This window comes from Variovorax soli NBRC 106424 (assembly GCF_001591385.1).
GTDB lineage: Bacteria > Pseudomonadota > Gammaproteobacteria > Burkholderiales > Burkholderiaceae_C > Variovorax > Variovorax soli.
In genome coordinates this window covers 1-25725 of the sequence record NZ_BCUU01000011.1, presented here as the reverse complement: position 1 = coordinate 25725, position 25725 = coordinate 1, and the positions used below count along the sequence as shown (strand labels likewise).

27 protein-coding genes are annotated in these 25725 nt (G+C 68.1%); 15 read left to right on the top strand and 12 right to left on the bottom strand.

Going from position 1 to position 25725, the window contains the following annotated elements; translation table 11 throughout:
* The first annotated feature begins 2 nt into the window (after positions 1-2).
* The 5 genes from VSO01S_RS05540 (at position 3) to VSO01S_RS27690 (ending at position 4807) form a co-directional block, all read left to right on the top strand.
* On the top strand, positions 3-797 hold the full coding sequence (locus VSO01S_RS05540) for a cell division protein FtsQ/DivIB (protein WP_068640805.1): 795 nt from the start codon (positions 3-5) through the stop codon (positions 795-797).
* A 23-nt stretch (positions 798-820) separates the two neighbouring features.
* Positions 821-2050 (top strand): cell division protein FtsA, encoded by a 1230-nt coding sequence (gene ftsA, locus VSO01S_RS05535; RefSeq protein WP_068640804.1) that lies wholly within the window; start codon positions 821-823, stop codon positions 2048-2050.
* Between the two features lie 176 nt (positions 2051-2226).
* Positions 2227-3438: a cell division protein FtsZ gene (gene ftsZ / locus VSO01S_RS05530; protein WP_068640803.1), complete on the top strand. Its 1212-nt coding sequence runs from the start codon at positions 2227-2229 to the stop codon at positions 3436-3438.
* A 238-nt stretch (positions 3439-3676) separates the two neighbouring features.
* Complete coding sequence (gene lpxC / locus VSO01S_RS05525) at positions 3677-4600, top strand: UDP-3-O-acyl-N-acetylglucosamine deacetylase (RefSeq protein ID WP_068640802.1); 924 nt, start codon at positions 3677-3679, stop codon at positions 4598-4600.
* A gap of 30 nt (positions 4601-4630) precedes the next feature.
* On the top strand, positions 4631-4807 hold the full coding sequence (locus tag VSO01S_RS27690) for a hypothetical protein (protein ID WP_165402393.1): 177 nt from the start codon (positions 4631-4633) through the stop codon (positions 4805-4807).
* A 24-nt stretch (positions 4808-4831) separates the two neighbouring features.
* Here the strand turns inward: VSO01S_RS27690 and VSO01S_RS05520 are convergent, their stop codons facing one another.
* From VSO01S_RS05520 to VSO01S_RS05480, 9 genes are all read right to left on the bottom strand, one after another.
* Positions 4832-5104, bottom strand: coding sequence for a hypothetical protein (locus VSO01S_RS05520; protein ID WP_068640801.1), 273 nt, complete (start codon positions 5102-5104; stop codon positions 4832-4834).
* A gap of 59 nt (positions 5105-5163) precedes the next feature.
* Positions 5164-5706: a crossover junction endodeoxyribonuclease RuvC gene (ruvC, locus tag VSO01S_RS05515; protein WP_068640800.1), complete on the bottom strand. Its 543-nt coding sequence runs from the start codon at positions 5704-5706 to the stop codon at positions 5164-5166.
* Positions 5707-5906: 200 nt separating this feature from the next.
* Entirely contained in the window at positions 5907-6893 is a 987-nt protein-coding gene (locus VSO01S_RS05510) for a phosphatidate cytidylyltransferase (protein WP_068640799.1), read from the bottom strand.
* Positions 6894-6899: 6 nt separating this feature from the next.
* Complete coding sequence (locus tag VSO01S_RS05505) at positions 6900-7754, bottom strand: lysophospholipid acyltransferase family protein (RefSeq protein ID WP_068640798.1); 855 nt, start codon at positions 7752-7754, stop codon at positions 6900-6902.
* Positions 7755-7789: 35 nt separating this feature from the next.
* Complete coding sequence (gene mtgA / locus VSO01S_RS05500; protein ID WP_068640797.1) at positions 7790-8539, bottom strand: monofunctional biosynthetic peptidoglycan transglycosylase; 750 nt, start codon at positions 8537-8539, stop codon at positions 7790-7792.
* Positions 8540-8553: 14 nt separating this feature from the next.
* Entirely contained in the window at positions 8554-9390 is an 837-nt protein-coding gene (aroE, locus tag VSO01S_RS05495; protein WP_068640796.1) for a shikimate dehydrogenase, read from the bottom strand.
* 28 nt (positions 9391-9418) lie between these two features.
* Positions 9419-10288, bottom strand: coding sequence for an energy transducer TonB (locus tag VSO01S_RS05490; RefSeq protein ID WP_068640795.1), 870 nt, complete (start codon positions 10286-10288; stop codon positions 9419-9421).
* A gap of 10 nt (positions 10289-10298) precedes the next feature.
* A complete protein-coding gene (locus tag VSO01S_RS05485; protein ID WP_068640794.1) occupies positions 10299-12368 on the bottom strand; it encodes a ribonuclease catalytic domain-containing protein in 2070 nt (689 codons plus the stop codon).
* Positions 12369-12404: 36 nt separating this feature from the next.
* The gene (locus VSO01S_RS05480) at positions 12405-12995 is read right to left on the bottom strand and encodes a YqiA/YcfP family alpha/beta fold hydrolase (RefSeq protein WP_068640793.1); all 591 of its coding nucleotides are present in this window, start codon (positions 12993-12995) and stop codon (positions 12405-12407) included.
* 65 nt (positions 12996-13060) lie between these two features.
* Here VSO01S_RS05480 and rodA point away from each other — a divergent pair, with 65 nt between their 5' ends.
* The 3 genes from rodA to VSO01S_RS05465 all read left to right on the top strand — a co-directional run bounded on the left by rodA (position 13061) and on the right by VSO01S_RS05465 (position 17072).
* Positions 13061-14239: a rod shape-determining protein RodA gene (gene rodA / locus VSO01S_RS05475; RefSeq protein WP_068640792.1), complete on the top strand. Its 1179-nt coding sequence runs from the start codon at positions 13061-13063 to the stop codon at positions 14237-14239.
* Positions 14240-14276: 37 nt separating this feature from the next.
* Positions 14277-15737, top strand: a complete 1461-nt coding sequence (tldD, locus tag VSO01S_RS05470) for a metalloprotease TldD (RefSeq protein ID WP_068640791.1) — start codon at positions 14277-14279, stop codon at positions 15735-15737.
* A 216-nt stretch (positions 15738-15953) separates the two neighbouring features.
* Positions 15954-17072, top strand: a complete 1119-nt coding sequence (locus VSO01S_RS05465; protein ID WP_068640790.1) for a 3-deoxy-7-phosphoheptulonate synthase — start codon at positions 15954-15956, stop codon at positions 17070-17072.
* 33 nt (positions 17073-17105) lie between these two features.
* Here VSO01S_RS05465 and VSO01S_RS05460 read toward each other — a convergent pair whose 3' ends face one another.
* The 3 genes from VSO01S_RS05460 to VSO01S_RS05450 are packed head-to-tail and all read right to left on the bottom strand — an operon-like array spanning position 17106 to position 19780.
* Complete coding sequence (locus tag VSO01S_RS05460; RefSeq protein WP_373282877.1) at positions 17106-17606, bottom strand: cupin domain-containing protein; 501 nt, start codon at positions 17604-17606, stop codon at positions 17106-17108.
* Positions 17607-17618: 12 nt separating this feature from the next.
* Positions 17619-19019, bottom strand: a complete 1401-nt coding sequence (gene mpl / locus VSO01S_RS05455; RefSeq protein WP_068640788.1) for a UDP-N-acetylmuramate:L-alanyl-gamma-D-glutamyl-meso-diaminopimelate ligase — start codon at positions 19017-19019, stop codon at positions 17619-17621.
* 47 nt (positions 19020-19066) lie between these two features.
* Complete coding sequence (locus tag VSO01S_RS05450; protein WP_245684119.1) at positions 19067-19780, bottom strand: IclR family transcriptional regulator; 714 nt, start codon at positions 19778-19780, stop codon at positions 19067-19069.
* Positions 19781-19956: 176 nt separating this feature from the next.
* On the opposite strand from VSO01S_RS05450, the gene VSO01S_RS05445 reads away from it, so the two are divergent.
* The 7 genes from VSO01S_RS05445 to VSO01S_RS05415 all read left to right on the top strand — a co-directional run.
* Positions 19957-20805 (top strand): SDR family oxidoreductase, encoded by an 849-nt coding sequence (locus VSO01S_RS05445; RefSeq protein WP_068640786.1) that lies wholly within the window; start codon positions 19957-19959, stop codon positions 20803-20805.
* Positions 20806-20864: 59 nt separating this feature from the next.
* Positions 20865-22172: a flavin-containing monooxygenase gene (locus VSO01S_RS05440; RefSeq protein WP_068640785.1), complete on the top strand. Its 1308-nt coding sequence runs from the start codon at positions 20865-20867 to the stop codon at positions 22170-22172.
* A 41-nt stretch (positions 22173-22213) separates the two neighbouring features.
* On the top strand, positions 22214-23158 hold the full coding sequence (locus tag VSO01S_RS05435) for a bile acid:sodium symporter family protein (protein ID WP_068640784.1): 945 nt from the start codon (positions 22214-22216) through the stop codon (positions 23156-23158).
* A gap of 26 nt (positions 23159-23184) precedes the next feature.
* Complete coding sequence (locus VSO01S_RS05430; RefSeq protein WP_068640847.1) at positions 23185-24180, top strand: SDR family oxidoreductase; 996 nt, start codon at positions 23185-23187, stop codon at positions 24178-24180.
* Positions 24181-24254: 74 nt separating this feature from the next.
* Positions 24255-24866 (top strand): hypothetical protein, encoded by a 612-nt coding sequence (locus tag VSO01S_RS05425; RefSeq protein WP_068640846.1) that lies wholly within the window; start codon positions 24255-24257, stop codon positions 24864-24866.
* The gene (locus VSO01S_RS05420) at positions 24863-25420 is read left to right on the top strand and encodes a TlpA family protein disulfide reductase (RefSeq protein WP_068640783.1); all 558 of its coding nucleotides are present in this window, start codon (positions 24863-24865) and stop codon (positions 25418-25420) included. The genes VSO01S_RS05425 and VSO01S_RS05420 overlap by 4 nt, the downstream gene beginning before the upstream one ends.
* 104 nt (positions 25421-25524) lie before the next feature.
* Positions 25525-25725, top strand: a 201-nt coding sequence (locus VSO01S_RS05415) for a DUF8684 domain-containing protein (protein ID WP_506016897.1), incomplete at its 3' end; no start/stop codon positions are given.

The window sequence follows — 25725 nt, the reverse complement described above, 5'->3', positions numbered from 1 at the left end:
ACATGGCCGACAGCATCCCCGCCCCCTTCGACGTCAAGCTCATGAACATCGTGGCAACGCTCATGTTTGCGTTGTTCGGCGTCATGCTGCTGGCGGCGGCCGGCTGGTGGTTGCTGCGCCAACCTTTTTTCCCGCTGGCGGGCATCCGCGTGGACGGCGAGCTGACCCACACCAACGCCGTGACCTTGCGCGCCAACGTCACGCCGCAGCTGGCGGGCAACTTCTTCACCGTCGACCTGGCCAAGGCGCGCACGGCGTTCGAGTCGGTGCCCTGGGTGCGCAAGGCGGTGGTCAAGCGCGAGTTCCCGAACCGGCTGCGGGCCACCCTGACCGAGCAGGTGCCGGTGGCCTTCTGGGGCGCGGAGGACGAGTCGCGCCTGATCAATGGCTACGGCGAAGTGTTCGATGCCAACGTGGCCGAGGTCGACCAGGCCCTGCCGCGCCTGACCGGGCCGCTGGACCATGCCGGGCAGGTGCTGGGCATGTACCAGGTGCTGCAGCCCTTGTTCGCGCCTTACGACCTGAGCGTGGAAGAGCTGTCCCTGTCGGCCCGGGGCAGCTGGGAAGCCCGCCTGGACACGGGCGCAGTGATCGAGCTGGGCCGCGGCCAGGCCGAGGAAGTGTCGGCGCGGGTGGAGCGCTTTCTCACATCGGTGCGCCAGGTGGCGAGCCAGTACGGCCGCACCCTGGATTCGATCGAGAGTGCGGACCTGCGCCACAAGGATGCGTATGCCTTGCGCCTGCGGGGCGTGACCACCGTGGCCGATGGCGCCGCGCTCCCGGCAAAGAAGAAATAGCGAAATGTTGCAACGAGGAATTCATGCCTAAAGACTACAAAGACCTGGTCGTCGGCCTCGACATCGGCACCGCCAAGGTGATGGCGGTGGTGGCCGAGGTGCTGCCCAGCGGCGACCTGAAGCTGGCGGGACTGGGGGTGGCGCCGAGCAACGGCCTCAAGCGCGGCGTGGTGGTCAACATCGATGCCACCGTGCAGAGCATCCAGCAGGCGCTGAAGGAGGCCGAGCTGATGGCCGACTGCAAGATCAGCCGCGTCTACACGGGCATCACGGGCAGCCACATCCGCGGCATCAACTCCAGCGGCATGGTGGCGGTCAAGGACAAGGAAGTCACGCCCGCCGACGTGGCGCGCGTGGTGGAGACGGCGCGCGCCATCAACATCTCCAGCGACCAGCGCCTGCTGCTGGTGGAACCGCAGGAATTCGTGATCGACGGCCAGGACGTGAAGGAGCCGATCGGCATGAGCGGCATGCGCCTGGAAGCCAAGGTGCACATCGTCACCGGCGCCCAGAGCGCGGCCGAGAACATCATCAAGTGCGTGCGCCGCTGCGGCCTGGAAGTGGACCAGCTCATGCTCAACCCGCTGGCCTCCAGCCAGGCGGTGCTCACAGAAGACGAGCGCGAACTGGGCGTGGTGCTGGTGGACATCGGCGCCGGCACCACCGACGTGGCCATCTTCACCAACGGCGCCATTCGCCACACGGCGGTGATCCCGATCGCCGGCGACCTGGTCACCAGCGACATCGCCATGGCCTTGCGCACGCCGACCAAGGACGCCGAGGACATCAAGGTCGAGAACGGCTTTGCCAAGCAGCTGCTGGCCGACCCCGAGACGCAGGTGGAAGTGCCGGGCCTGGGCGACCGCGGCCCGCGCCTCTTGAGCAAGCAGGCGCTGGCCGGCGTGATCGAGCCGCGCATCGAGGAAATCTTCTCGCTGGTGCAGCAGGTGGTGCGCGAGTCGGGCTACGAGGAAGTGCTGTCTTCCGGCGTGGTGCTCACCGGCGGCAGCGCGGTGATGCCGGGGATGATCGAGCTGGGCGAGGACATCTTCCTCAAGCCCGTTCGCCGCGGCATTCCCAAGTATTCGAGCGCGCTGTCGGACATGGTGGCGCAGCCGCGCGCGGCCACCGTCATGGGCCTCCTGGAAGAAGCGCGCTTTGCCCGCATGCGCGGCTACAAGGTCGCGCAGAAGAGCGGCTCGGTGAAGACGGCTTTCGGCCGCTTCAAGGACTTCATCGTGGGGAACTTCTGACCATGTTCTTCACCACTTATCGACTTTGGCTGGCACGCGGAAGTCCTCCGCGCCATTTCAATGAGCGATGGCGGCGCACAGGCCCACCGCCATAAGGCTCACAAGCAAGCAAACAAGCAAGAACAAGCAACGCAAACCGAACAAGACGGCAACTGCAAATTTCAAGGAGTCAGGACATGAGCATCGAAATGATCGAAGTCGAAGAATTCAACCAAGGCACGCAGATCAAGGTGATCGGTGTCGGCGGCGGCGGCGGCAATGCCGTGGCGCACATGATGGAGCACGGCGTGCAAGGTGTGCAGTTCGTCTGCGCCAATACGGACGCGCAGGCGCTCACCCGCAGCAACGCGCACAAGGTGATCCAGCTGGGCACCAGCGGGCTGGGCGCCGGCAGCAAGCCGGCCAAGGGCCGCGACGCGGCCGAGGCCGCGGTGGAAGAGATCCGCGAAGCCATCGAAGGCGCGCACATGCTCTTCATCACCGCCGGCATGGGCGGCGGCACCGGCACCGGCGCGGCCCCCGTGATCGCGCGCGTGGCCAAGGAGATGGGCATCCTGACGGTGGGCGTGGTGACCAAGCCCTTCGACTGGGAAGGCGGGCGCCGCATGACCAACGCGGAGCAAGGCCTGCAGGAGCTGGAGGCGAACGTCGATTCGCTGATCGTGGTGCTGAACGAGAAGCTGCTGGACGTGCTGGGCGACGAGGTGACCCAGGAGGAAGCCTTTGCCCATGCCAACGACGTGCTGAAGAACGCCGTGGGCGGCATCTCGGAAATCATCAACGAGTACGGCGGCGTGAACGTCGACTTCGAAGACGTGCGCACCGTGATGGGCGAGCCGGGCAAGGCCATGATGGGCACTGCGGCGGCGGCCGGCCCCGACCGCGCCCGCATCGCCGCCGAGCAGGCCGTGGCCTGCCCGCTGCTGGAAGGCATCGACCTGTCGGGCGCCAAGGGCGTGCTGGTGCTGGTCACGGCATCGAAGGCTTCGCTGAAGCTGTCGGAGTCGAAGCTGGCGATGAACACCATCCGTGCCTACGCCTCGCCGGACGCGCACGTCATCTATGGCGCTGCTTACGACGAGCGCCTGGGCGACGAGATGCGCGTGACGGTGGTGGCCACCGGCCTGTCGCGCCAGAGCCAGGCGCGCCAGCCGCAGCTGGAGGTGATCCGCACCGGCACCGACAACGTGCCGTTCAACGTGCCCACGCTGGGTGCGGGCGCCGGCGGTGTCGGCGCAGGTGCTGCGCAGCCGAACTACGACGGGATGTCGGTGCCGAGCGTGTGGCGCACCAACCGTACCATGGCTGCGGCCAAGGTGGATGCGCTGTCGTCGGGGGGGATGGACGATTTCGAGATCCCCGCCTTCCTCCGCCGCCAAGCCGATTGACGACGCATAAGGCTACTGCGCGGCCCGATCTCGCATCTGCGCTTCTCGCCGTACCCCAGTACGGCTGCGATGCTCGATGCGACCTCGGGTCGCTCGCTACGCCTTCTGCGCCATCAATCGCCGTGGTTGGGGTTGACGTCCTTGGGGCGTCGTTCTTGGGAGTGTCTTCTTGTCGGCTATTGCCGCGATAGCGAGGCGTGCAGTGCGTCTGGGGGGCGGGCCGCCTAAAATTGCGGCCGTGCTTCAGCAACGTACTCTCAAATCCATCAGCCGCGCCGTGGGCGTGGGGCTGCACAGCGGGCAGCGGGTGGAGCTCACCCTGCGGCCGGCGCCGCCGGATACCGGCATCGTGTTCCGGCGGGTGGACCTGCCCGAACCGGTCGAAATTCCCATGGAGGCCCAGTTCGTCACCGACACGCGACTGGCCTCGACCATTTCGCGCGGCGGCGCCAAGGTGCAGACCGTCGAGCACATCATGTCGGCCTGCGCGGGTTTGGGGCTGGACAACCTGTACATCGACATCACGGCCGACGAGGTGCCCATCCTCGACGGCTCGGCATCCTCCTTCGTCTTCCTTCTGCAAAGCGCGGGCATCGCGCTGCAGAAGGCGCCGCGCCGCTTCATCCGCGTGACGCGGCCCGTGGAGGTTCGCGAGGGCGAGGGCGCCGACGAGAAGTGGGCGCGGCTCGCGCCCTATCACGGCTTCAAGCTGGCCTTCGAGATCGACTTCAGCCACAAGGTGGTCAATTCCACCGGCCAGCGCGTGGAGTTCGACATGGGAAGCGGCTCGTACAGCCGCGACATTGCCCGTGCACGCACCTTCGGCTTCACCAAGGAAGTGGAGTACATGCGCTCCAAGGGCCTGGCCCTGGGCGGCGGGCTGGACAACGCCATCGTGATGGACGATACCAAGGTGCTCAACACCGACGGCCTTCGCTATGACGACGAGTTCGTCAAGCACAAGATCCTGGACGCCATCGGCGACCTCTACATCATCGGCAAGCCGCTGCTGGCGGCCTACACCGCCTTCCGCTCCGGCCACGCGCTCAACAACAAGCTGCTGCGCGCGCTGCTGGCCAACCGCGACGCCTACGAGATCGTCACCTTCGAGGACGAGGCCGACGCACCGCGCGGCTTTGCCGAAGTGGCGCGCGCCTGGTAGGCCGCGGGCGCAGGAAGGGCGACACTACCGATGCTGGTTTTCCGCTGGGCCATCCTGCTGCTTCTGCTGGTGGCCGGCGTGTCCTTCGCCTTCTATGCCGGCACCGGCCAGCTCAAGTACCGCCGCTTCGGCTGGATCGTGCTGAAGTGGACGCTGCTGGCGGCGCTCGGCTTCTTCGCCGTGCTGATTGCCGAGCGCGTGGCCTGACGAGCCTCAGGCTTCCTGGCGTATTCAGGCAGCGCGCGAAAGCTGCCAGGCCGCGATGATGGCCACTACCCCCGGCACGAGAAAGTTGGCCAGCAGGATCGGCAACTCGTCCTTCACGCTGTAGCCCGCGTGGGCCACGCCCACCCACATGTTCACCGCCACCACCACCAGCCACACGGGCAGGAACAGCTTGGCGGCCGTGGCCATCGCGGCGGGCGTGGTGCCCCAATGCCAGCCGAAGATCAGGAACACGCCGAGCTGGACCAGCCCGCCGACCATCACCATCACGATATGCATCTGCTTTTCTCCCCTGGTTTTGCGGCGCCTGGAATCTTCTGCCAAGGCCGCGGAACGACTCAGCGCGTGCGGCCCTGCCGGTAGCTGGCGCCCGCACCCTTCTTCACGGCATCGCCCAGCCGCGCCAGCGAGTGTCCGACATGGGCATGCGTGATGGCAATGCCCAGCGCGTCGGCCGCGTCGGCGCCCGGCACGCCCGGCAGGTTCAGGAGGCGCTTGACCATCTCCTGAACCTGCGCCTTGGCCGCATTGCCATGGCCGGCCACGGCCTGCTTCATCTGCAGCGCCGTGTATTCGGCCACGTTCAGCCGATTGGCCACGAGCGCCGTCAGGCAGGCGCCGCGCGCCTGGCCCAGCATCAGCGTCGACTGCGGGTTGACGTTGACGAAGATGATTTCGACGGCCGCCGCATCCGGCTGGTAGCGCTCGCTGATCTCGCCAATGCCGTCGAACAGCACCTTCAGACGCAGCGCCAGCGGCTCGCCGACCATGTGCCTGGTGCTGATGGTGCCGCTGGCCACGTAGCTCAGCTGCTGGCCGTGCGCGTCCACCACGCCGAATCCGGTGGTTTGCAGGCCGGGGTCGATGCCGAGGATGCGCATGTCAGCGGCGCCCGGCCGCCCGTAGCGGCTGACGCGCCCCCTCGGGGGGCAGCGATACGTTGGGCGCCACCCGCGACGCATGAAACCGGCGCGCCCCGATGCCAAGGCACCCGCGGAACCGGCTTTGCCGGGCCGCTGGGTGCGCCCCTTGAGGGGGAGTCGAGCGACACGAAGTGCGCGAGGGACGGGGTGGTTTCATTTCAGACGCCGAAGTACCAGCGCACCGAATGGAAGAAGATCGGCGCGGCAAAGCACAGCGCATCGATGCGGTCCAGCAGGCCGTTGGCGCCCGTCACGCCCACGCCGCGCGGCCCCCAGTTGGGAATGCCGCGATCACGCTTGAGCGCCTTCATCACCAGGTGCCCCATCGACCCCGCCACGCACGCGATGAGCGCCATGGCCATCGACTGGCCGATCTTGAAGGGCGTGATGAAGGAGAACAGCCCGCCCAGCACGACGGCCGGCACCAGCCCGACGGCCCAGGTGCTCCAGTTGAAGCTGCGGCTGACGTTGGGCGCGAAGGGCTCGCGCTCCAACCGCCGTGAAAGAAGGTGCTGCACCACCATGCAGGCCTGCACCACGCTGACCAGGAAGAACACCAGGAAGGCGCTCTTGCCCTGGTAGCCGGGAAACTCCAGCAGCAGCAGCGCCGGCACGTGGCTCAGACCGTAGACGCAGACCATGATGCCCCACTGCAGCTTGGCATTGCGCTCGAGGAAGTGGCTGGGATCGTCGGCCAGCGCGCTGGCCACCGGAATGGCCAGGAACACGTAGACCGGAATGAACACGGTGAACAGGTCGAACTTGGCCGTGGCCACCAGCCAGAACTGGATCGGCAGCACCACGAAGAAGGCCAGGATCAGGCTGCGGTGGTCGCCGCGCCGGGTGGGCGACAGCGTGATGAACTCGCGCAGGGCGAAGAAGGACAGGAGCGCGAACAGAACCGTGGCCACGGTTTCGCCCAGCGCCCAGCCGATCCAGAACACCACCACCATGAACCAGGTGGTGCGCATCAGGCTGCGCCCGTGCTCCAGTTCCTGCTGCCAGCGCTCGCCGTGCACCGGGTGGCGCTTCTCGCGCAGCGAAAGCAGGAGCGTGGTGATGCTGATCAGCGCGAGCACGCCGAACACGAAGAGAAAGAGCGTCGCGACCTGCTGGGTCGGGGTGAGGGATCGCAGGAAATTCATGACTGGCTAGACATCCCGCAGGGCGATCACGGCATCGCGCGCGCGGTCGAGAAAGGGGCGGCGCTCCTCGCCGTCCTCGATCCGGATGGGCGCGCCGAAGGTCACCGAGCACAGGATCGGCACCGGCACCACTTCGCCCTTGGGCATGACGCGCTGCACGTTGTCGATCCAGGCGGGCACCAGCACGACTTCGGGGAACATGGTGGCCAGCGTGTACAGGCCCGACTTGAACTTCTGCGGCTCGCCCGTGTGGCCGCGCGTGCCTTCGGGAAAGATGATGATCGAATCGCCGCTTTGCAGCGCATCGATCAGCGGCTGCAGCGGCAGCATGGCTTCGGGCGTGCCGGGTGTCAGGCGCTCGGCTTCGGGCGCCGCTTGTTGTGCAGCCGCCGCCTGCGCAGCGGCTTCCAGCGGAAGCTGTGCCTGCCCCGGTTCTTCCGGGTGGGCGACGGCGTCTGCGGCAGGCCCTGCGGGCAATGGCATGGCGTCGAAGGAGGGCTCGATGCGCTCGCGCACCGGGTCGGCTGCTGGTGCTGCGGCAGCAGGCGGCGCCGACAGGTCCGCCGGCAGCGGCGCGCTGCCGCCGCGCTCCACGTAGATCGCGTTGAACACTTCGGTGGTGATCCAGCGCTTGAGGGGCGAACTGGTCCAGTAGTCGCGCGCCGCGATCGGCCGCGTGATGGATCGCAGCTCTTGCGGCAGCGCCGCCCAGATCATCACCAGGTCGATGTGGCTCTGGTGGTTGGCGAAGTAGATGCGCTGTTCCGCCTTGGGCGGGCAGCCCCACCAGCGGGCCTGGGCGCCGGTGAGCAGGCGGACCAGCGCCAGCAGCGCCCACCCGGTGAACTTGGCAAGAAGCATGGCGGCGATGATACGGGCCGGCCCAGGCCGATGCGTCAGGGCAGCTCGGCGGCGGACATGCGCGCCACGATGGTGGAGGTGCGGCTGGCCAGGTAGCCCGAGCCCTGCCGCGTCTCGAAGAATTTCGGGCTGGGCAGCATCACCGCCAGGCGTGCCGCCTCGTAGGCGCTGAGGCGAGACGCCGGCTTCCTGAAGTAGTGCTGCGCCGCGGCCTCGGCGCCGAACACGCCTTCGCCCCATTCCACGTTGTTGAGGTAGATCTCAAGGATGCGGCGCTTGTCCAGCAGCAGTTCCAGCGCGGTGGCCAGCACCAGCTCCTGCCCCTTGCGCAGCAGGGTGCGCTCGCCCGAGAGGAAGAGATTCTTGGCCAGCTGCTGCGTGATGGTGGAGCCGCCGCGCAGCTTGGGCGGGCGCACGGCCTTGCCGGTGCGTGCGGCCTGCGCGGCCCGGCGCGCCGCGATCTCTTCCGCCCGCTCGTTGCGCTTGCGCGCGGCCTCGATGGCGTCCCACTCCACGCCGTAGTGGTTGACGAACTCCCCATCCTCGCTGGCGATCACCGCGCGCTTGAGGTTGTCGGAAATCTGCGCGTAGGGCACCCAGCGCTGCGCCCATTCCTTCTTGCCGTTGGCACGGCCGTGCACCGCGATCTGCCAGGCTTCGGAGCGCTGGAAGGCGGTGGATTGCGGATCGACCACCACCATGGCGGCAATGCGCAGCACGAAGAACAGCTGCAGCGCCAGGCCCGCGAGCAGCAGGCAAGCCAAAAGCCGGAGAAGGGCGCGCATCCGCTCGCGTGCGCCTAGCCCACGATGGCGCGCAGCTCGGCCAGCACCTGCGCCGAGGGCGGGCGAACGCCGCGCCAGATGTGGAAGGCTTCGGCCGCCTGCTCCACCAGCATGCCCAGGCCGTCGCGCGGCTCGGCGCCGTGCGCCCGCGCCCAGGCCAGGAAGCCGGCGGCGGCCGGTCCGTACATCATGTCGATGGCCAGTGCACCGGGCTTGAGGACGCTGGCGGCCACCGGCACCTCGGCGCCGGCCAGGCTGGAAGCGCTGGCGTTGATCACGATGTCGAAGCTGCCGGCCACCTGGTCGAGCGCCTGCGCCTCCACGTCTGCGTGGTGCGGCAACGCCACGGCTGCGTGCCGCTGCACCAGGGCGATGGCCTTGGCGAGCGTGCGGTTGGCCACCACGACGCGGCGGGCGCCCGATTCGAGCAGCGGCCCCAGCACGCCGGCCGAGGCGCCGCCCGCGCCGATGAGGAGGACATCCTTGCCTGCCAGCGCCACGCCGGCGTTGCGGGTGATGTCGTTCACCAGGCCCGCGCCGTCGGTGTTGTCGCCATGGACGCCGTCTTCGCGAAAGCTCAGGCAGTTGACGGCCTGTGCCAGGCGGGCGCGCTCGCTCAGGTGGTCGGCCGCTTGGGCGGCGTCGAACTTGAAGGGCACGGTGACGTTGCAGCCGCGCGCCGTGCCGGCCGTCTCGCCGCGGAAGGCGGCCAGGCCCTGCGCGAATTCGCCCAGCGGCACCAGGCGCCGGCCGTAGTCGAGCTGCTGCCCGGTGAGTTCGGCGAAGCGGGCGTGGATCCAGGGCGAGCGGCTGTGCTCGACCGGGTTGCCCATCACGCAATAGAGGTCCATGGCCTCGTCGTCCCTTGTGGTCGTTCGGTTACTTGGGTGCCGTGGTGGTGGCACTCACCTGCGTTTCGAGCGTCTCGTCGCGCGTGAACTTGAAGCGCGATGGCAGCACGATCTGGTCGGTCTGCTTGCGCATGGCGTCGGTGAACTTGCCGAAGTTGCCGATGCTGCGCACGATGGCCTGCGCGCGCCGGTCCAGCAGCTGGTTGCCCGAGCCCTCCACCACTTCGGTGCCCAGCACGCCGCCGTCGAAGTTGACCGTGACCAGCATGGTCAGCTCGCCATAGAGCTTCTTGCCGGCGGCGGTGGGAAAGTTCTCGGTGCCGCGCGCCTCGATGCGGCGGCGCAGCTGGTCCACGTACACCGCATAGGCCGCCTCGCGGGTGGCGGGGCTCACGTAGCGCTTGCGGGGGCGCGCGTTTTCTTCGTTCACCCGGCGCTCGATCTCGGCCAGCAGGTCGACCAGCTGCTTGCGCTTTTCTTCCTGTGCCGTGTTCTCGTTGGGCGCGCCCGCGTTGCGCGGATCGGGCACCGGCATGGTGGCCAGCTGCTGCTTGAGCTGCGCCAGCAGCAGCATCTGCTGCGCCTGCATGGCCTCGATCTGGCGCTGCGCGTCGTCCAGCGAGTCGCCCACCGCCGTGAAGGCCGAGGGCGGCAGCGGACTGGTGGCGCGGCCCTTGTCGAGGTCGCCGCCGCCGGCCAGCGAGGTCTGCGCGATGGCGCGCGCCTTGTCGGGCTTCTCGTTGGTCTTGGCGTTGACCAGGATCACCTCGAGCGCCGTGTCCTCGAACACGCGGTTGAAGGCTTGCGGGTCGGCAAAGCGCACCGCGAGCAGGGCGGCGTGCGCCAGCACCGAAACGCCGAGCGCAATTTGCAGGGTGCTGAAGTCGCGCAGTTTCATGCGGCCAGGTTCATGCGGCTGTGGTGGGGGCAGGCGCGGTGGGTTCGCCTTCGGCATCGCTCATGTCCACCGCGATGGCGAGCGGGCCGGCTGCGACTTCTTCCTCGTCCTCGCCCGACTCTTCCTCTTGCGCCGACGCAGGCGGCTTGTCCAGGCGCTCGATCACGCTGCCGTGCACGTCCAGCGAAATCTCGTCGATGTCGGTGAGCCGCGCGCGCACGCGGGCGCCGCGCGCCAGGCCCTGCGTGCCGGTCAGGCCGAACACCAGCGGCAGCGTGTCGGCACGGGCCAGGGCGGCATTGGGCATGTCCTTGATCAGCGTGGCCTCGACTTCGGTGATGCCTTCCTGCTCGAGGTACTTGAGCGTCCAGAAGCGTTCCATCGCGGCCTGGTAGCCGTTGTAGGTGCTGTAGGCGGCGTCGAAGCCCGAGAGGATGGAGAACAGGTCCGCATCCTTGGGCTTGAAGGGCGCGGCCAGCGCGGCGGTCTTGCCGTGGCGGGCCGCGGCGATGATCTGCCACTGGTTGACCAGGTCGGTGTAGCGGCGCAGCGGCGAGGTGCTCCAGGCGTAGCTCTTCACGCCCAGGCCGGCATGCGGCAGCGCCTTGGTGCCCATGCGCACCTTCACGCCCGGCGCCAGGCTGGCCTGGCTGCGGTACAGGCCCGGCACGCCCAACTCGCCCAGCCAGCTGCCCCAGCTGCTGTTGGCCAGGATCATGGCCTCGGAGACGATCAGGTCCAGCGGCGCGCCACGCGCGCGCGTGCCGATCTGCACCCGTTCGCTGCCATCGGGCTCGCCATCGTTGCCGACCAATCTGAAGGTGTAGTCGGGCCGGTTGAAGCTTTCGGGCTTGCCGCGGGCCACTTCGCGTTGCGCCTTCAGGTGCTTGGCCAGGCGGAACAGGAAGGACAGTGGCTCGCGCAGGCCGGCCGCCGGCTGCGGCACCTCGGACGACACGGCGGGGTCTTCCAGCCAGGCCTGCGTGATGAAGGCATCGAGCTTGTCGTGCCGCAGGTTGGCGGCGATGGGCACGCGCTCCAGGCGCGTCTCGGTGGCCTGCAGCGCGAGGCTGGCCTCGTCGAAGCGGGCATAGATCGAGACGGCAGGGCAGTCGCGCCCTTCTTCCAGCGTGTAGGCGGCCACGACCTCGTCGGGCAGCATGGTGATCTTGTGTCCCGGCATGTACACGGTGGACATGCGGGCGCGCGCCACCTGGTCGATGGGGCTGCCGGGCGTGAGGGCCAGGCCGGGCGCGGCGATGTGGATGCCCACCGTGACCGTGCCGCTGCCCAGGCCCTGCACCGACAGGGCGTCGTCGATCTCGGTGGTGTGCGAGTCGTCGATCGAGAAGGCCTGCACGGCCGCCAGCGGCAGCTCGTCCTGGATCGCGGGCGCCGACAGCGCCGGAAAGCCGGTGCCCTTGGGAAAGTTCTCGAACAGGAAGCGCTTCCAGTGGAACTGGTAGGGCGAGTCGATGGCGCCGGCTGCTTCCAGCAGGGCCAGCGGCGGCTTCTGCGTGGCGCGGGCGGCCTCGACCACGGCCTTGTATTCGGGCGCGTTCTTGTCGGGCTTGAACAGGATCTTGTAGAGCTGCTCGCGCACCGGCGCCGGGCAGGTGCCGGCCGCCAGCTGCGCGGCCCATTCGCCGATTTGCGCCTGGACCTGCTTCTTCTTCTCGATGGCCGCCAGGGCCTGCTGCACGATCTCGGCCGGCGCCTTCTTGAAGCGGCCCTTGCCGGCGCGCCGGAAGTAGTGCGGCGCCTCGAACAGTGCCAGCAGGGCTGCGGCCTGCTGCGTGACCGTGGGCTGAGTACTGAAGTAGTCGGATGCCAGGTCGGCAAAGCCGAATTCGCCTTCGGGCGCGAACTCCCACGCCAGGTCCAGGTCCATGCCGGCGGCCAGGTCGCGCGCTTCGGCCATCAGTTGCGCAGGGGTGGGCTTGTCGAAGCGCAGCACGATGTTGGCTGCCTTCACCTTGACCCGCTTGCCGGTGTCGAGTTCCACTTGTGCCGAGGCTTCCGCCTCGGACAGCACGCGGCCGCCCAGGTATTTCCCGGCTTCTTCAAACAATACGAACATCCGTCGATTGTCCCTCAGGACGAGGGCGGGACCGGCTCAGACCAGCTGCAGGAAATCCAGCACGTCGCGCAGATGCGCCACTTCGAAATCGGACAGCGCGTGGTCGCCGCCTTCCAGCAGCTTGATCCGGCTTGCGGGGTAGCGCGCCACCATCTCGGTCCAATCGAGCACTTCATCGCCCTTGGCGACGATGGCCAGGCAGCGCTCGGGATGGGGCAGGCGGCCGGTTTCCAGGGCCTTCAGCTCGTCGATGTACTCAGCCTTGAAATAGAAATGCTCCTCGGGCGCGTGCCACTGCGTCTGGTCGCCGATGTAGCGGGCCAGGTCGCGCGCCGGGTGCACCGCCGGGTTGAGCAGCACGGCCCGGCAGCCGGTGGCGGCGGCCACGTGGGTGGCATAGAAGCCGCCCAGCGAGGAGCCGACCACCGCCATGGCCTCGCGCGGCCAGTCGCGGATGCCCGCCATCACCAGGTCCATGGCCTCGCGCGGGGACGGGGGCAGCTGCGGCGCCCACCAATGGACGGCCGGGTGCTCGCCGGCCACCCGCCGGGCCATGATCTGCGCCTTGGCCGAGCGCGGGGAGGAACGGAAGCCGTGCAGATAGAGAAGATGGGTGGTGCGGGACATTTGGGCGCCATGCTAGCCGCAGCAGGCGCGCGAGGCAGCCTCGCTGCTGGGATAATTGCGGCCCCATGTCCGCCGTCTTCGACCAGCCTTCTCTTGCGCGCCGCATCGCGCCCGTTTTCCAGGGCTACGACGGTTTTCTCGCCTTCGCGGTGTTCCTGCTGGCGTGCGCCGGCATGGTCACCATGTACTCGTCCGGCTTCGACCACGGCACCCGCTTCGCGGACCATGGGCGCAACATGATCCTGGCCGGGTTCATCATGTTCGTGGTGGCGCAGATTCCGCCGCAGCGGCTGATGAGCTTCGCGGTGCCGCTTTACACGCTGGGCGTGGCGCTGCTCATCGCGGTGGCGATGTTCGGGCTGGTGAAGAAGGGGGCCCGGCGCTGGATCAACGTGGGCGTGGTCGTCCAGCCCAGCGAAATCCTCAAGATCGCCATGCCGCTGATGCTGGCCTGGTGGTTCCAGCGGCGCGAGGGGCAGCTGCGCGCGCTCGACTTCGTGGTGGCCACGGTGCTGCTGGCGGTGCCGGTGGGGCTCATCATGAAGCAGCCCGACCTGGGCACCTCGCTGCTGGTGCTGGCGGCGGGGCTGTCGGTCATCTTCTTCGCCGGGCTGTCCTGGAAGCTGATCATTCCGCCGGTGATCCTCGGCGCGGTGGCGGTGGTTCTCATCATCAGCTTCGAGCCCACGCTGTGCGCCGAGGGCTTCGACTGGCGCGTGCTGCACGACTACCAGAAGCAGCGCGTGTGCACCTTGCTCGACCCCACCAAGGACCCGCTGGGCAAGGGCTTCCACATCATCCAGGGGATGATCGCCATCGGCTCGGGCGGCCTCGGCGGCAAGGGCTTCATGCAGGGCACGCAGACGCACCTGGAATTCATTCCCGAGCGCACCACCGACTTCATCTTCGCGGCGTACTCCGAGGAATTCGGCCTGATGGGCAACATCTTCCTCATCTGCGCCTTCCTGTTCCTGATCATGCGCGGCCTGATCATCGCCATCGACGCGCCCACGCTGTTCTCCCGCCTCATGGCCGGCGCGGTGACCATGATCTTCTTCACCTACGCCTTCGTGAACATGGGCATGGTCAGCGGCATCCTGCCGGTGGTGGGCGTGCCGCTGCCCTTCATCAGCTACGGCGGCACGGCCATGGTCACGCTGGGGCTGGGGCTGGGCATCCTGATGTCCATTTCCCGCTCGAAGAAGCTGGCGGCCAAGAACCCCGACCGGCTGGAAATCGGCTAACTCCGCAATGGTTTGGCGGGGCGCTCATAATGTTTGAATGATCTCCCGCGAACCCACCATCGAGCGCCTGGCCACGGCGCAGCAACTCCTCCTCACGCCCTTCGGCCTGGACGAATCGCACCTGTCGCGCGCGCTGGCCGAGATCCGCGCGCACCGGGTCGACGACGCCGACCTGTACTTCCAGTACACCCGCAGCGAGGGCTGGAGCCTGGAAGAGGGCATCGTGAAGACCGGCAGCTTCAGCATCGACCAGGGCGTGGGCGTGCGGGCCGTGAGCGGCGAGAAGACGGCCTTTGCCTATTCCGACGATATTTCCGAGGCCTCGCTGCTGGATGCCGCCCGCACCGTGCGGGCCATTGCCAGCGCCGGCAAGGCTGGCAAGGTCAAGGCGGCCGCGCGCAAGGTGGCCGCCAGCCGGGCGCTGTATGGCGGCATCGACCCCATCGCCACGCTGGACAGCACGTCCAAGGTGCAGCTGCTCGAAAAGGTGGAAAAGCTCGCGCGCTCGCGCGATCCGCGCATCGTGCAGGTGATGGCGGGCCTGGCCAGCGAATACGACGTGGTGCTGGTGGCGCGCGCCGACGGCACGCTGGCGGCCGACGTGCGTCCGCTGGTGCGCCTGTCCGTCACCGTGATCGCCGAGCAGAACGGCCGGCGTGAAGTGGGCTCCGGCGGCGGCGGCGGCCGCTTCGGCCTGGCGTATTTCGACGACGAGCACATCGCCAGCTACGTCGACCAGGCGGTCGGCGCGGCCCTGGTCAACCTCGAATCGCGCCCGGCACCGGCCGGCGAGATGACTGTGGTGCTCGGCCCCGGCTGGCCCGGCATCCTGCTGCACGAGGCGGTGGGCCACGGCCTGGAAGGCGACTTCAACCGCAAGGGCTCCAGCGCCTTCTCCGGCCGCATCGGCCAGCGTGTGGCGGCCAAGGGCGTCACGGTGCTGGACGACGGCACCATCGCCGACCGCCGCGGCTCGCTCAACGTGGACGACGAAGGCCACGCCAGCCAGCGCAACGTGCTCATCGAGGACGGCATCCTCAAGGGCTACATCCAGGATTCGCTCAACGCCCGCCTGATGGGCGTGGCGCCCACCGGCAACGGCCGGCGCGAGAGCTATGCCCACGTGCCCATGCCGCGCATGACCAACACCTACATGCTGGGCGGCGACAAGGACCCGAAGGAGATCGTCGCCAGCATCAAGAAGGGCCTGTACGCCACCAACTTTGGCGGCGGCCAGGTCGACATCACCAGCGGCAAGTTCGTGTTCTCGGCAAGCGAGGCCTACTGGGTGGAAAACGGCAAGGTGCTGTACCCGGTGAAGGGCGCCACCATCGTGGGCAACGGCCCCGACGCGCTCAAGCGCGTGAGCCTGATCGGCAACGACATGGCGCTGGACAGCGGCGTGGGCACCTGCGGCAAGGAAGGCCAGAGCGTGCCCGTAGGCGTGGGCCAGCCCACCCTGCGCATCGACGGCCTCACGGTCGGCGGCACCGCCTGATCAAAAAGCTGTGCTAGAGTTGCCGCCAATGTCCGCCCTCCGCGCTTACTTTTTTGCCTACTTTTGGTTCCCGGTTTCCGGCGGACGAGAGGCGCGCGCGTAGAGCAAAGACAAGCAGAACCTCCCAAAACCGCCGGTGCCAACAGCCCGGCGGTTTTTTTTCGCCCCACCTTTTCCTTAAACCTCAACTCAACACTTCGAAAAAAGGAATCAGCCATGAGCAGCAGCACGAACTCCGCCACCGACGGCTGGTATGCGCGCGTCGAGAAAACCAGCAAGACCGACGACGAACGCATCAAGGACATCAACGTGCTGCCCCCGCCCGAACACCTGATCCGCTTCTTCCCGATTCGCGGGACCCCGGTGGAATCGCTCATCACCCACACCCGCAAGAGCATCCACAAGATCATGGCCGGCAAGGACGACCGGCTGCTGGTGGTGATGGGCCCGTGCTCCATCCACGACCCGGCCGCGGCGCTGGACTACGCGCGGCGCCTGAAGGCCGAGCGCGAGAAGCATGCCGACACGCTGGAGATCGTGATGCGCGTGTACTTCGAGAAGCCGCGCACCACGGTGGGCTGGAAGGGCCTGATCAACGACCCCTACCTGGACGAGAGCTACCGCATCGACGAGGGCCTGCGCATCGCGCGCCAGCTGCTGATCGAGATCAACCGCATGGGCCTGCCGGCCGGCAGCGAGTTCCTGGACGTGATCTCGCCGCAGTACATCGGCGACCTGATCGCCTGGGGCGCCATCGGCGCACGCACCACCGAGAGCCAGGTCCACCGCGAACTCGCCTCGGGCCTGTCGGCGCCCATCGGCTTCAAGAACGGCACGGACGGCAACATCCGCATCGCCACCGACGCCATCCAGGCGGCGGCGCGCGGGCACCACTTCCTGTCGGTGCACAAGAACGGCCAGGTGGCCATCGTGCAGACCCAGGGCAACCCCGACTGCCACGTGATCCTGCGCGGCGGCAAGGCGCCCAACTACGATACCGCGAGCGTGGCGCAGGCCTGCGCCGACCTGGACGCGGCCAAGCTGCCGCCCACGCTGATGGTGGACTGCAGCCATGCCAACAGTTCCAAGCAGCATCAGAAGCAGATCGAGGTGGTGGCCGACATCGCGCGGCAGATCGAGGGCGGCTCCAGGAGCGTGTTCGGCGTGATGGTGGAGAGCCACCTGAACCCCGGCGCCCAGAAGTTCTCGCCGGGCAAGGACAAGGTGAGCGGCCTGGAATACGGCAAGAGCATCACCGACGCCTGCATCGGCTGGGACGACTCGGTGGGCGTGCTCGACACGCTGGCGCGCGCCGTCAAGAAGCGCCGCGGCTGAACGGCCTGGCCCCCGGGGCAGGGCTGCGCCGGCTCAGATCAGCGCCGCCAGCTCCGGCCAGTGATGGCGCAGGGCGGCGGCCTCGTCGCCGTCCGGCGCCATGAAGCTGAAGTCGTCGAAATCGAAGCCCGGCCCGACGGTGCAGGTGACCAGGGTGAATTCGGCGTCGCCAGGCGACAGGAGCGGGCGAGCGGCCTGCCACTGGCCGGCCGGCACCACATGCTGCGGATGGGCGCCATGCAGGCCCACCGGCCCCAGCTTCACATGGCCCGGCGCCGTGCGAAGCTGCGCATCGCTGGTGTAGAGCGCCAGCGGCGCGCCGCCCAGGTGCACCCAGACTTCGTCCGACAGCACCCGGTGCCAGCGCGAATGCTGGTGCGCCTCCAGCAGGAAGTAGATGGTGGTCAGCGCGTCGCGCGCCGACCGCCCGTCGGCGGGGGCCACGCTGGTGCTCGAGCGGAACACCTCGCGGTACCAGCCGCCTTCGGGATGGGGCTTGAGGCCCAGCGTCTCGATGAGCTTGCGCGCTTGCATCATGGCTCGACTCTAGGCCTGCGCGCCGAGCGCGTCGAGCAGCTTCTGGTGGATGCCGCCGAAGCCGCCGTTGCTCATGCACACGATGTGATCGCCAGGCGCTGCCGCTGCCGCCACTTGCTGCACCAGGCGCTCGATGTTGTCGGCCACCCGTGCGCGATCGCCCATCGGGGCCAGCGCGGCTGCAGCGTCCCAGCCGAGGCCGGCGCTGTGGCAGAAGGCGAGGTCGGCCGCTTCCAGGCTCCACGGCAGCTGCGCCGCCATAGCGCCCAGCTTCATGGTGTTGCTGCGCGGCTCGAACACGGCCAGGATGCGTTCATCCTTCTGGCCCGCGTCGTCCAGCTTGCGGCGCAGGCCGTCGAGCGTGGTGCGGATGGCGGTGGGGTGATGCGCGAAGTCGTCGTACACGCGGATGGCGCCGCCGGCGCGCGGGGCGCTGCCGCGCAGCTCCATGCGCCGGCGCACGTTGCGAAAGCCCCCCAGCGCCTGGGCCGCCTCGGCCGGCGAGACGCCCACGTGCTGCGCGGCCGCAATGGCGGCCAGCGCGTTCATCTGGTTGTGCAGGCCCGACAGCGCCCATTGCACACGGCCCACGGCCTGGCCCTGGTGCATGACGTCGAAGGCGTCGTGCGTGCCGCGGGCCTGCCAGTCGGCGCGCTCGCCGCCGAAGCCCGCCACCTCGCTCCAGCAGCCTTGCGCCAGCACGCGCTGCAGGCTGTCCTCGGTCGCGTTGACCACCAGCCGGCCCGTTGAAGGCACGGTGCGCACCAGGTGATGGAACTGCCGCTCGATGGCCGCCAGGTCGTCGAAGATGTCGGCGTGGTCGAACTCCAGGTTGTTCAGGATCGCCGTGCGCGGGCGGTAATGGACGAACTTGCTGCGCTTGTCGAAGAAGGCGGTGTCGTATTCATCCGCCTCGATGACGAAGGCCGTGCCGGCCCCGAGGCGTGCCGACACGCCGAAGTCCAGCGGAACGCCGCCCACCAGGAAGCCGGGCGCCTTCCCGCAGCGCTCCAGGATCCACGCCAGCATCGAGGTGGTGGTGGTCTTGCCGTGCGTGCCGGCCACCGCCAGCACGTGGCGGCCTTGCAGCACATGCTCGGCCAGCCACTGCGGGCCGCTGGTGTAGCGCGCGCCCGCGTCGAGGATCGCTTCCATCAGCGGGAACTTAGGGCTGCCGTCTTCCAGCCGGGCGCGGGACACGACATTGCCCACCACGAAGACGTCGGGCGCCAGCGCCATCTGGTCGGCGCCGAAGCCTTCGATGAGTTCGATGCCCAGGGCGCGCAGCTGGTCGCTCATGGGGGGATAGACGCCCGCGTCGCAACCCGTGACGCGATGGCCGGCCTCGCGGGCCAGGGCAGCCAGGCCGCCCATGAAGGTGCCGCAGATGCCGAGAATGTGAATGTGCATCGGCCGATTCTAGAGAGCGCGAAGCGCCTCCCTCGACCGAGGCGGCCTTACATCACGCGGGCGATTTCGCTCGCCGCGCGGCGCAGCTTGTCCAGCTGCTGCAAGGCGCTGGGCAAGGGCATGCGCACGGCCGGTGCCTGCAGCGCCACCGCGCAGCGCACCGGGCCGTTGGCCTCGTCGCGCACGGGCACGGCCACGCACACCATGCCGTCGATGAACTCCTCGGCGTCCACCGAATGGCCTTCCTGGCGGATGCGCTCCAGCTCGGTCTCGAGCCTTTCGCGCGTGTCCAGCGTGTGGGGCGTGTAGCGCTGCAGGTCCAGGCCGTCGAGCAGCCGCTCGCGCTGCGGACGCGGCAGGTGCGCCAGGAAGAGCTTGCCGCTGGCCGAGCAGTGCAGGGGCACGCGCGAGCCGGGACGCAGGTCCATGCGCAGCGGAAAGGCGGTCTCGACCCGGTCGATGTAGAAGACCTCGGAGCCCGACAAGGCCGTGAGGTTGCAGGTTTCGCCCACGTCCGCCACCAGCTGGCGCAGCAGCGTGTGGCGCACGCCGGTGCTGCTGCTGGCACGCAGCACGGTTTCGGCAAAGCGGATCAGGCGCGGCGTGATCGCGTAGCGGCGGCCGTCGGCGCCGCGCGCGAGCAGACCACCCACTTCCAACTGCTGGAGCATGCGATGGACGGACGGCTTGGGCTGGCCGCTGAGGCGCACCACGTCGGCGAGCGATTGCGCCTCGCCGGTGGCCGCGACGAGTTCCAGCATTTGAAGAAGGCGCAGGCCGGGCGTATGCGCCTGATCTTGCTCGACTTGGTCGCGAGCTTCGGCAAGGGGGACGGATAAATCCATGTGACGTATCGAATTACGAGACTAGCTATCTATGATTTCGAGATTGTCCTTCAAATGTGGCTAAAATGGATGACTTCTGAAGTATTTTTTCGATGGTTCATCCTTTAGCCAATCTGGTCATCACCGGTGCCTGCGGCGGCCTGGGCCGCGCCATGGCGCAGGCCGCGCTGGCGCGCGGTGCCCGGGTGGCCTTGGTGGGGCTGGACCGTTCCGTGCTCGATTCGCTGGCGGCGGCCGCGCCGGGGCGTTGCGCCATGTACATGCCCGACGTGAGCGACGGCGCGGCCATGCAAGCCATGGCCGCGGATTGGATGGCGCGCTTCGGCGTGCCCGATGCGGTGATTGCCAACGCGGGCGTGGCCGGCGGCTTCGACACGGCCGAGGCCTCGGACCTGGCGGTGTTCAAGCGCATGCTCGAGATCAACCTGCTCGGCGTGGCCGCCACCTTCCAGCCCTTCGTGAAGCCCATGCGCGAGCGCGGCAGCGGCGTGCTGGCCGGCATTGCCAGCATCGCCGGCCGGCGCGGCATGCCGGGCAACGGCGCCTACTGCGCCAGCAAGGGTGGCCTCATCCGCTACCTGCAGAGCCTGCGTGCCGAACTGCGTGCGGCCGGCATCACGGTCTGCACCGTCAGCCCGGGCTATCTGCGCACGCAGCTCACCGCCGGCAACAAGTTCGCCATGCCGGGCCTCATGGCGCCTGAGGCGGCGGCCGAGGCGATCCTGCGCGCGCTGGCCGAGGGCCGCGAGCAGCTGGTGCTGCCGCGCCGCGTCGGCTGGCTGTCCAACCTGCTGGGCCTGCTGCCCGATGCCTGGCATGACGCGCTGCTGCTGCGCCAGCCGCGCAAGCCGCGCGCGGGCGAGGCTGGCGCCACGGCCATTCCCGGCCTGGGCGCCGCCGGCGCCGCGCCGCAACCATCGTCCGACAAGGCCGCGCGCTGAGCGCGCGGCCTCGAAGTTCTTCCTGGAGTCTGTCTGTGTCCGTTCCTGCGTCCGCACTCGTGCCTACCCACCAGCAGATCGCCCTGATCGGCGCCGGCCCTTCCGGCCTGGCCGGTGCGCGCAACCTGCAGAAGCTGGGCATTCCGTTCCAGGGCTTCGAGGCGCACAGCGACGTCGGCGGGCTGTGGAACATCGACAACCCGCGAAGCACCGTCTATGCGTCGGCGCACCTGATCTCTTCCAAGCGCACCACGGAGTTCAAGGAATTCCCCATGCCGGACCATGTGGCCGACTACCCGAGCCACACCGAGCTGGCACGCTACTTCAGCGCCTTTGCCGATCACTTCGACCTGCGCCGCCACTTCCGCTTCAACACCAAGGTGATCCGCGTCGAGCCGGTGACCGAATGCGCCACCACGCTGTGGCGCGTGAGCGTGGACGCCGGCAACGGGCGCATCGAGACGGCCGACTACAAGGGCGTGGTGATCGCCAACGGCACCTTGTCCGAGCCCTCGATGCCGCGCTTTCCGGGCTACTTCGACGGCGAGCTGCTGCACACGAGCGCCTACAAGAAGGCGAGCCTCTTTGCCGACAAGCGCGTGCTGGTGGTGGGCGCGGGCAACAGCGGCTGCGACATCGCGGTCGATGCGGTGCACTACGCCAGGAGCGTGGACATCTCGGTGCGCCGCGGCTACTACTTCGTGCCCAAGTACATCTTCGGCAAGCCGGCCGACACGCTGGGCGGCAAGCGGCCGCTGCCGGCCTGGATCAAGCAGCGCCTGGATGCGCGGGTGCTCCAGTGGTTCACGGGCGATCCGGTGCGCTTCGGCTTTCCCAAGCCCGACTACCGCATGTACGAGTCGCACCCGGTGGTCAACTCGCTCATCCTGCACCACATCGGCCACGGCGACATCGGCGTGCGCGCCGACATCGAGCGCCTGGCGGGCCACACGGTGCACTTCAAGGACGGCAGCGCGCGCGACTACGACCTGGTGCTGTGCGCCACCGGCTACAAGCTGCACTACCCCTTTATCGACCGCACCTGGCTCAACTGGCAGGGCATGGCGCCGCGCCTGTACTTGAACATCTTCGCGCCGGGCTTCGACAACCTGGCGGTGCTGGGCATGATCGAGGCCAGCGGCATCGGCTGGCAGGGCCGCTACGAGCAGGCCGAACTGCTGGCGCGCTATTTCAAGGCGCAGGCCGAGGGCAAGCCCCAGGCCGCGGCGCTGAAGGCCGCCAAGACCGGGCCGGCGCCCGACCTTTCGGGTGGCTACCAATACCTGAAGCTCGAACGCATGGCCTACTACGTCAACAAGGACGCCTACCGGCAGGCCGTGCGCGAAGCCTCGGCCAGGCTGGCCTGAAGGCGCTGCGCCTTTCCAACCAATAACAACCAGGACGCGCGATGCTCCCAGTCGATGAAATACGCCTGAACTTCAATCCGGCCTCGCTGGTGCTGCTCAACGCGGTGCTGGGGTTCCTGATGTTCGGCATCGCCCTGGACACGCGGGTGGCCGATTTCAGGCGGGTGGCGCGCATGCCGCTGGCCATGGCGGTCGGCATTGCGGCGCAGTTCATCGTGCTGCCAGCCATCACCTTCTGCCTGACCTTGGTGCTCCAGCCCGCGCCGAGCATCGCGCTGGGCATGATCCTGGTGGCTTGCTGCCCGCCGGGCAACATCTCCAACATCCTCACGCACCGCGCGGGCGGCAATGTGGCGCTGTCGGTGTCGATGACGGCCATCTCCAACCTGATCTCGATCGTGGTGATGCCGATCAACTTCGCCTTCTGGGGCGGCATCCATCCCACGGCTTCGGCGCTGCTCAAGACCATTGCGCTGAACCCGGCTGAAATGGTGGTGCACATCATCACCATCATCGGCGCGCCCTTCGTGCTGGGCATTGCGGTGGCGCATTTCCTCCCGGGCTTCACCGGGAAGGCGAAGAAGCCGATCCGCATCCTGAGCTTTTTGTGCCTGGTCGGCTTCATCATCGGCGCCATTGCCGGCAACTGGCGCTACTTCATGGACTACGTGGGCCTGGTGCTGCTGGCCGTGGTGCTGCACGACGCGCTGGCCTTCGCCACCGGCTACCTCTGCGCCTCGGCGACCCGGCTGGCCGAATACGACCGGCGGGCGGTGAGCTTCGAGGTCGGCATCCGCAATGCGGGGCTGGGCCTGGTGCTCATCTTCGGCTTCTTCGGCGGCCTGGGCGGCATGGCGGTGGTGGCCGGCGTGTGGGGCTTCTGGGACATCATCGCCGGCCTGCTGCTGGCCGGCTGGTGGGGGCGGCGGCCGCTGCCTTCGACTTCTTCTGAATCTGGTTCTTCCACGGCCGCCCGCTCGGCCTGAACCCTATCTTTCTCCTTTTCATGGTCATGACCACCCCCCATCCGGCACGCCGGATATTGATCACCGGCGCCGACGGATTCCTCGGCCGCACGGTGGTGGCCGCGCTGGCGCAACTGCCCGACATCGACAGCGTGGTGGCGCTCGATGTGCGGGAAGTGCCGGCGCAGCGCCGCGTGCCCGGCGTCGTCTACCTGGTGCAGGACATCCGCGCGCCCGAGCTGCGGGCCACGCTCGCCGATCATTCCATCGACGCGGTCGTGCACCTGGCCGCCATCGTCACGCCCGGCGCGGGCAGCAACCGCGAGTTCGAGTACTCGGTGGACGTGCTGGGCACCGGCAACGTGCTGGAAGCCTGCGTGGCCAGCAACGTGGGGCACCTGGTGGTGTCGTCCAGCGGCGCCGCCTACGGCTACTGGGCCGACAACCCGGCCTGGATCGACGAGGGCCAGGCGCTGCGCGGCAACGAGAGCTTTGCCTATTCGCACCACAAGCGGCTGGTGGAGGAGATGCTGGCCGACTACCGCGCCCGCTTTCCGCAGCTGCACCAGACGGTGCTGCGCATCGGCACCATCCTGGGCGAGCAGGTCAACAACCAGATCACGGCGCTGTTCGACAAGCCGCGCATTCTGGCGATCCAGGGCAGCGAGAGCCCCTTCGTCTTCATCTGGGACGAAGACGTCACCGGCTGCATCGTGCATGCCATCAAGACGGGCCGCACCGGATGCTTCAACGTGGCGGGCGACGGGGCGCTCACCCTGCCGCAGATCGCCGCGCTGCTGCGCAAGCCGCTGCTGTCGCTGCCGGCGCCGCTGCTCAAGCTGGCACTGGTGGTCGGCTCGCGCCTGGGCGTGAGCCGCTATGGCCCCGAACAGCTCGACTTCCTGCGCTACCGGCCGGTGCTGTCCAACACCCGGCTCAAGACCGAGTTCGGCTACGTACCGCGCAAGACCAGCCTCGAAGCCTTCCTCGCCTTCAAGTCGGCGCGCCAGTCGCGCGCCAAGTCCGCGGCGATGCTCGCCTGAAGCAAACCTCGGCCTGCTGCGCGGCATTGCGTCGCATGCTTCTGCCCGGCAGCCAGCACGGGCACAATGGGCCGATGGACAGCTCGTCATCGTCTTCCAAGCGGGAAATCGCCGCCTTCGCCGCGCGCATGGTGGTGGAAGAGGGGCTGGAATACGGCCCGGCCAAGCGGCGCGCGCTGCGCGAGCTGGGCCTGCCCGCGCGCACTGCGCTGCCCAACAACGACGAAGTCGAGGCCGAAGTGCGCGACTACATCCAGCTCTATTGCGCCGACACGCAGCCTGGCGAGTTGCGCGCGCTGCGGCGGCTGGCGCTGGAATGGATGGAGCACATGGCGGCCTTCCGGCCGTACATCGGCGGTGCCGTGTGGCACGGCACGGCCACCCGCCTGTCGGACATCTACATTCAGCTGTTCTGCGACGATTCGAAGTCGGCCGAAATTGCACTCATCGACCATCACGTGGACTACGAGCCGCGGATGGTCACAGGCTTTCACGGCGAACAGGTGGAGGCGCTGAGCCTGCACGTGTACAGCCACGAACTGAGCGAGGAAATCGGCGTCCATCTCATGGTCTACGACCTCGACGACCTGCGCGGCGCCCTCAAGGCCGATTCGCAGGGCCGGGTCCCGCGCGGCAACCTGGCGGCCTTGCGCCGTCTGCTGGAACAGGACAATTCAACTTCATGAGCGACAACCCTTCCGCCCCCAACCCTTCCCGCCGCCTCTGGCTCTATGGCGCCGCCGCCGTGCTGGCGGCCGGTGCCGGCGCCGGCGCGGCCTGGTGGAAGCAGCGTCCCGCCGGCGGCCACGAAGCCCTGGGCGCCGACTTCTGGAGCAGGAAATTCGAGCGGCCCGAGGGGGGCGAGCTGGCCCTTCAAGCCTTGCGCGGCAAACCCGTCCTGCTGAACTTCTGGGCCACGTGGTGCGCGCCGTGCGTCGAAGAAATGCCAATGCTCGACCGCTTCTTCCGCGAACACGCGGCTAACGGCGTGCAAGTTGTGGGATTGGCCATCGACCAGCCCAGCGCTGTGCGCAAGTTCCTCCAGCGTACGCCGGTCACCTATCCGATCGGCCTGGCCGGCCTGGACGGCACCGAATTGATCCGTGCGCTGGGCAACACGGCGGGCGGTCTGCCATTTACCCTCGCGTTGACCGCTGACGGGGCGGTCGCAGAACGTAAAATGGGCAAGCTCGAACAGGTCGACCTCGACACCTGGCGCCGAGAATTTTTTCACGGTTAGAATCCAGCGCCCCGCAATAGTGAATTGGCGTCCGAACGCCGATGTTCGCCGATGATCCGGCGATTTAGTTCAAATAATCGGCTTTCTGCCGGCGATGGAGTTCCATGGATCTGCGCAAACTCAAGACACTGATCGACCTGGTGTCTGAATCCAATATTTCCGAACTGGAAATCACCGAGGCCGAAGGCAAGGTGCGCATCGTCAAGGGCGGTACGGCGGCAGCGGCCGTCCAGTACGTGCAGGCCATGCCCGCCGCGGCAGCAGCTCCAGTGGCCGCCGCCGCGGTTCCGGCGGCAGGCGCCCCG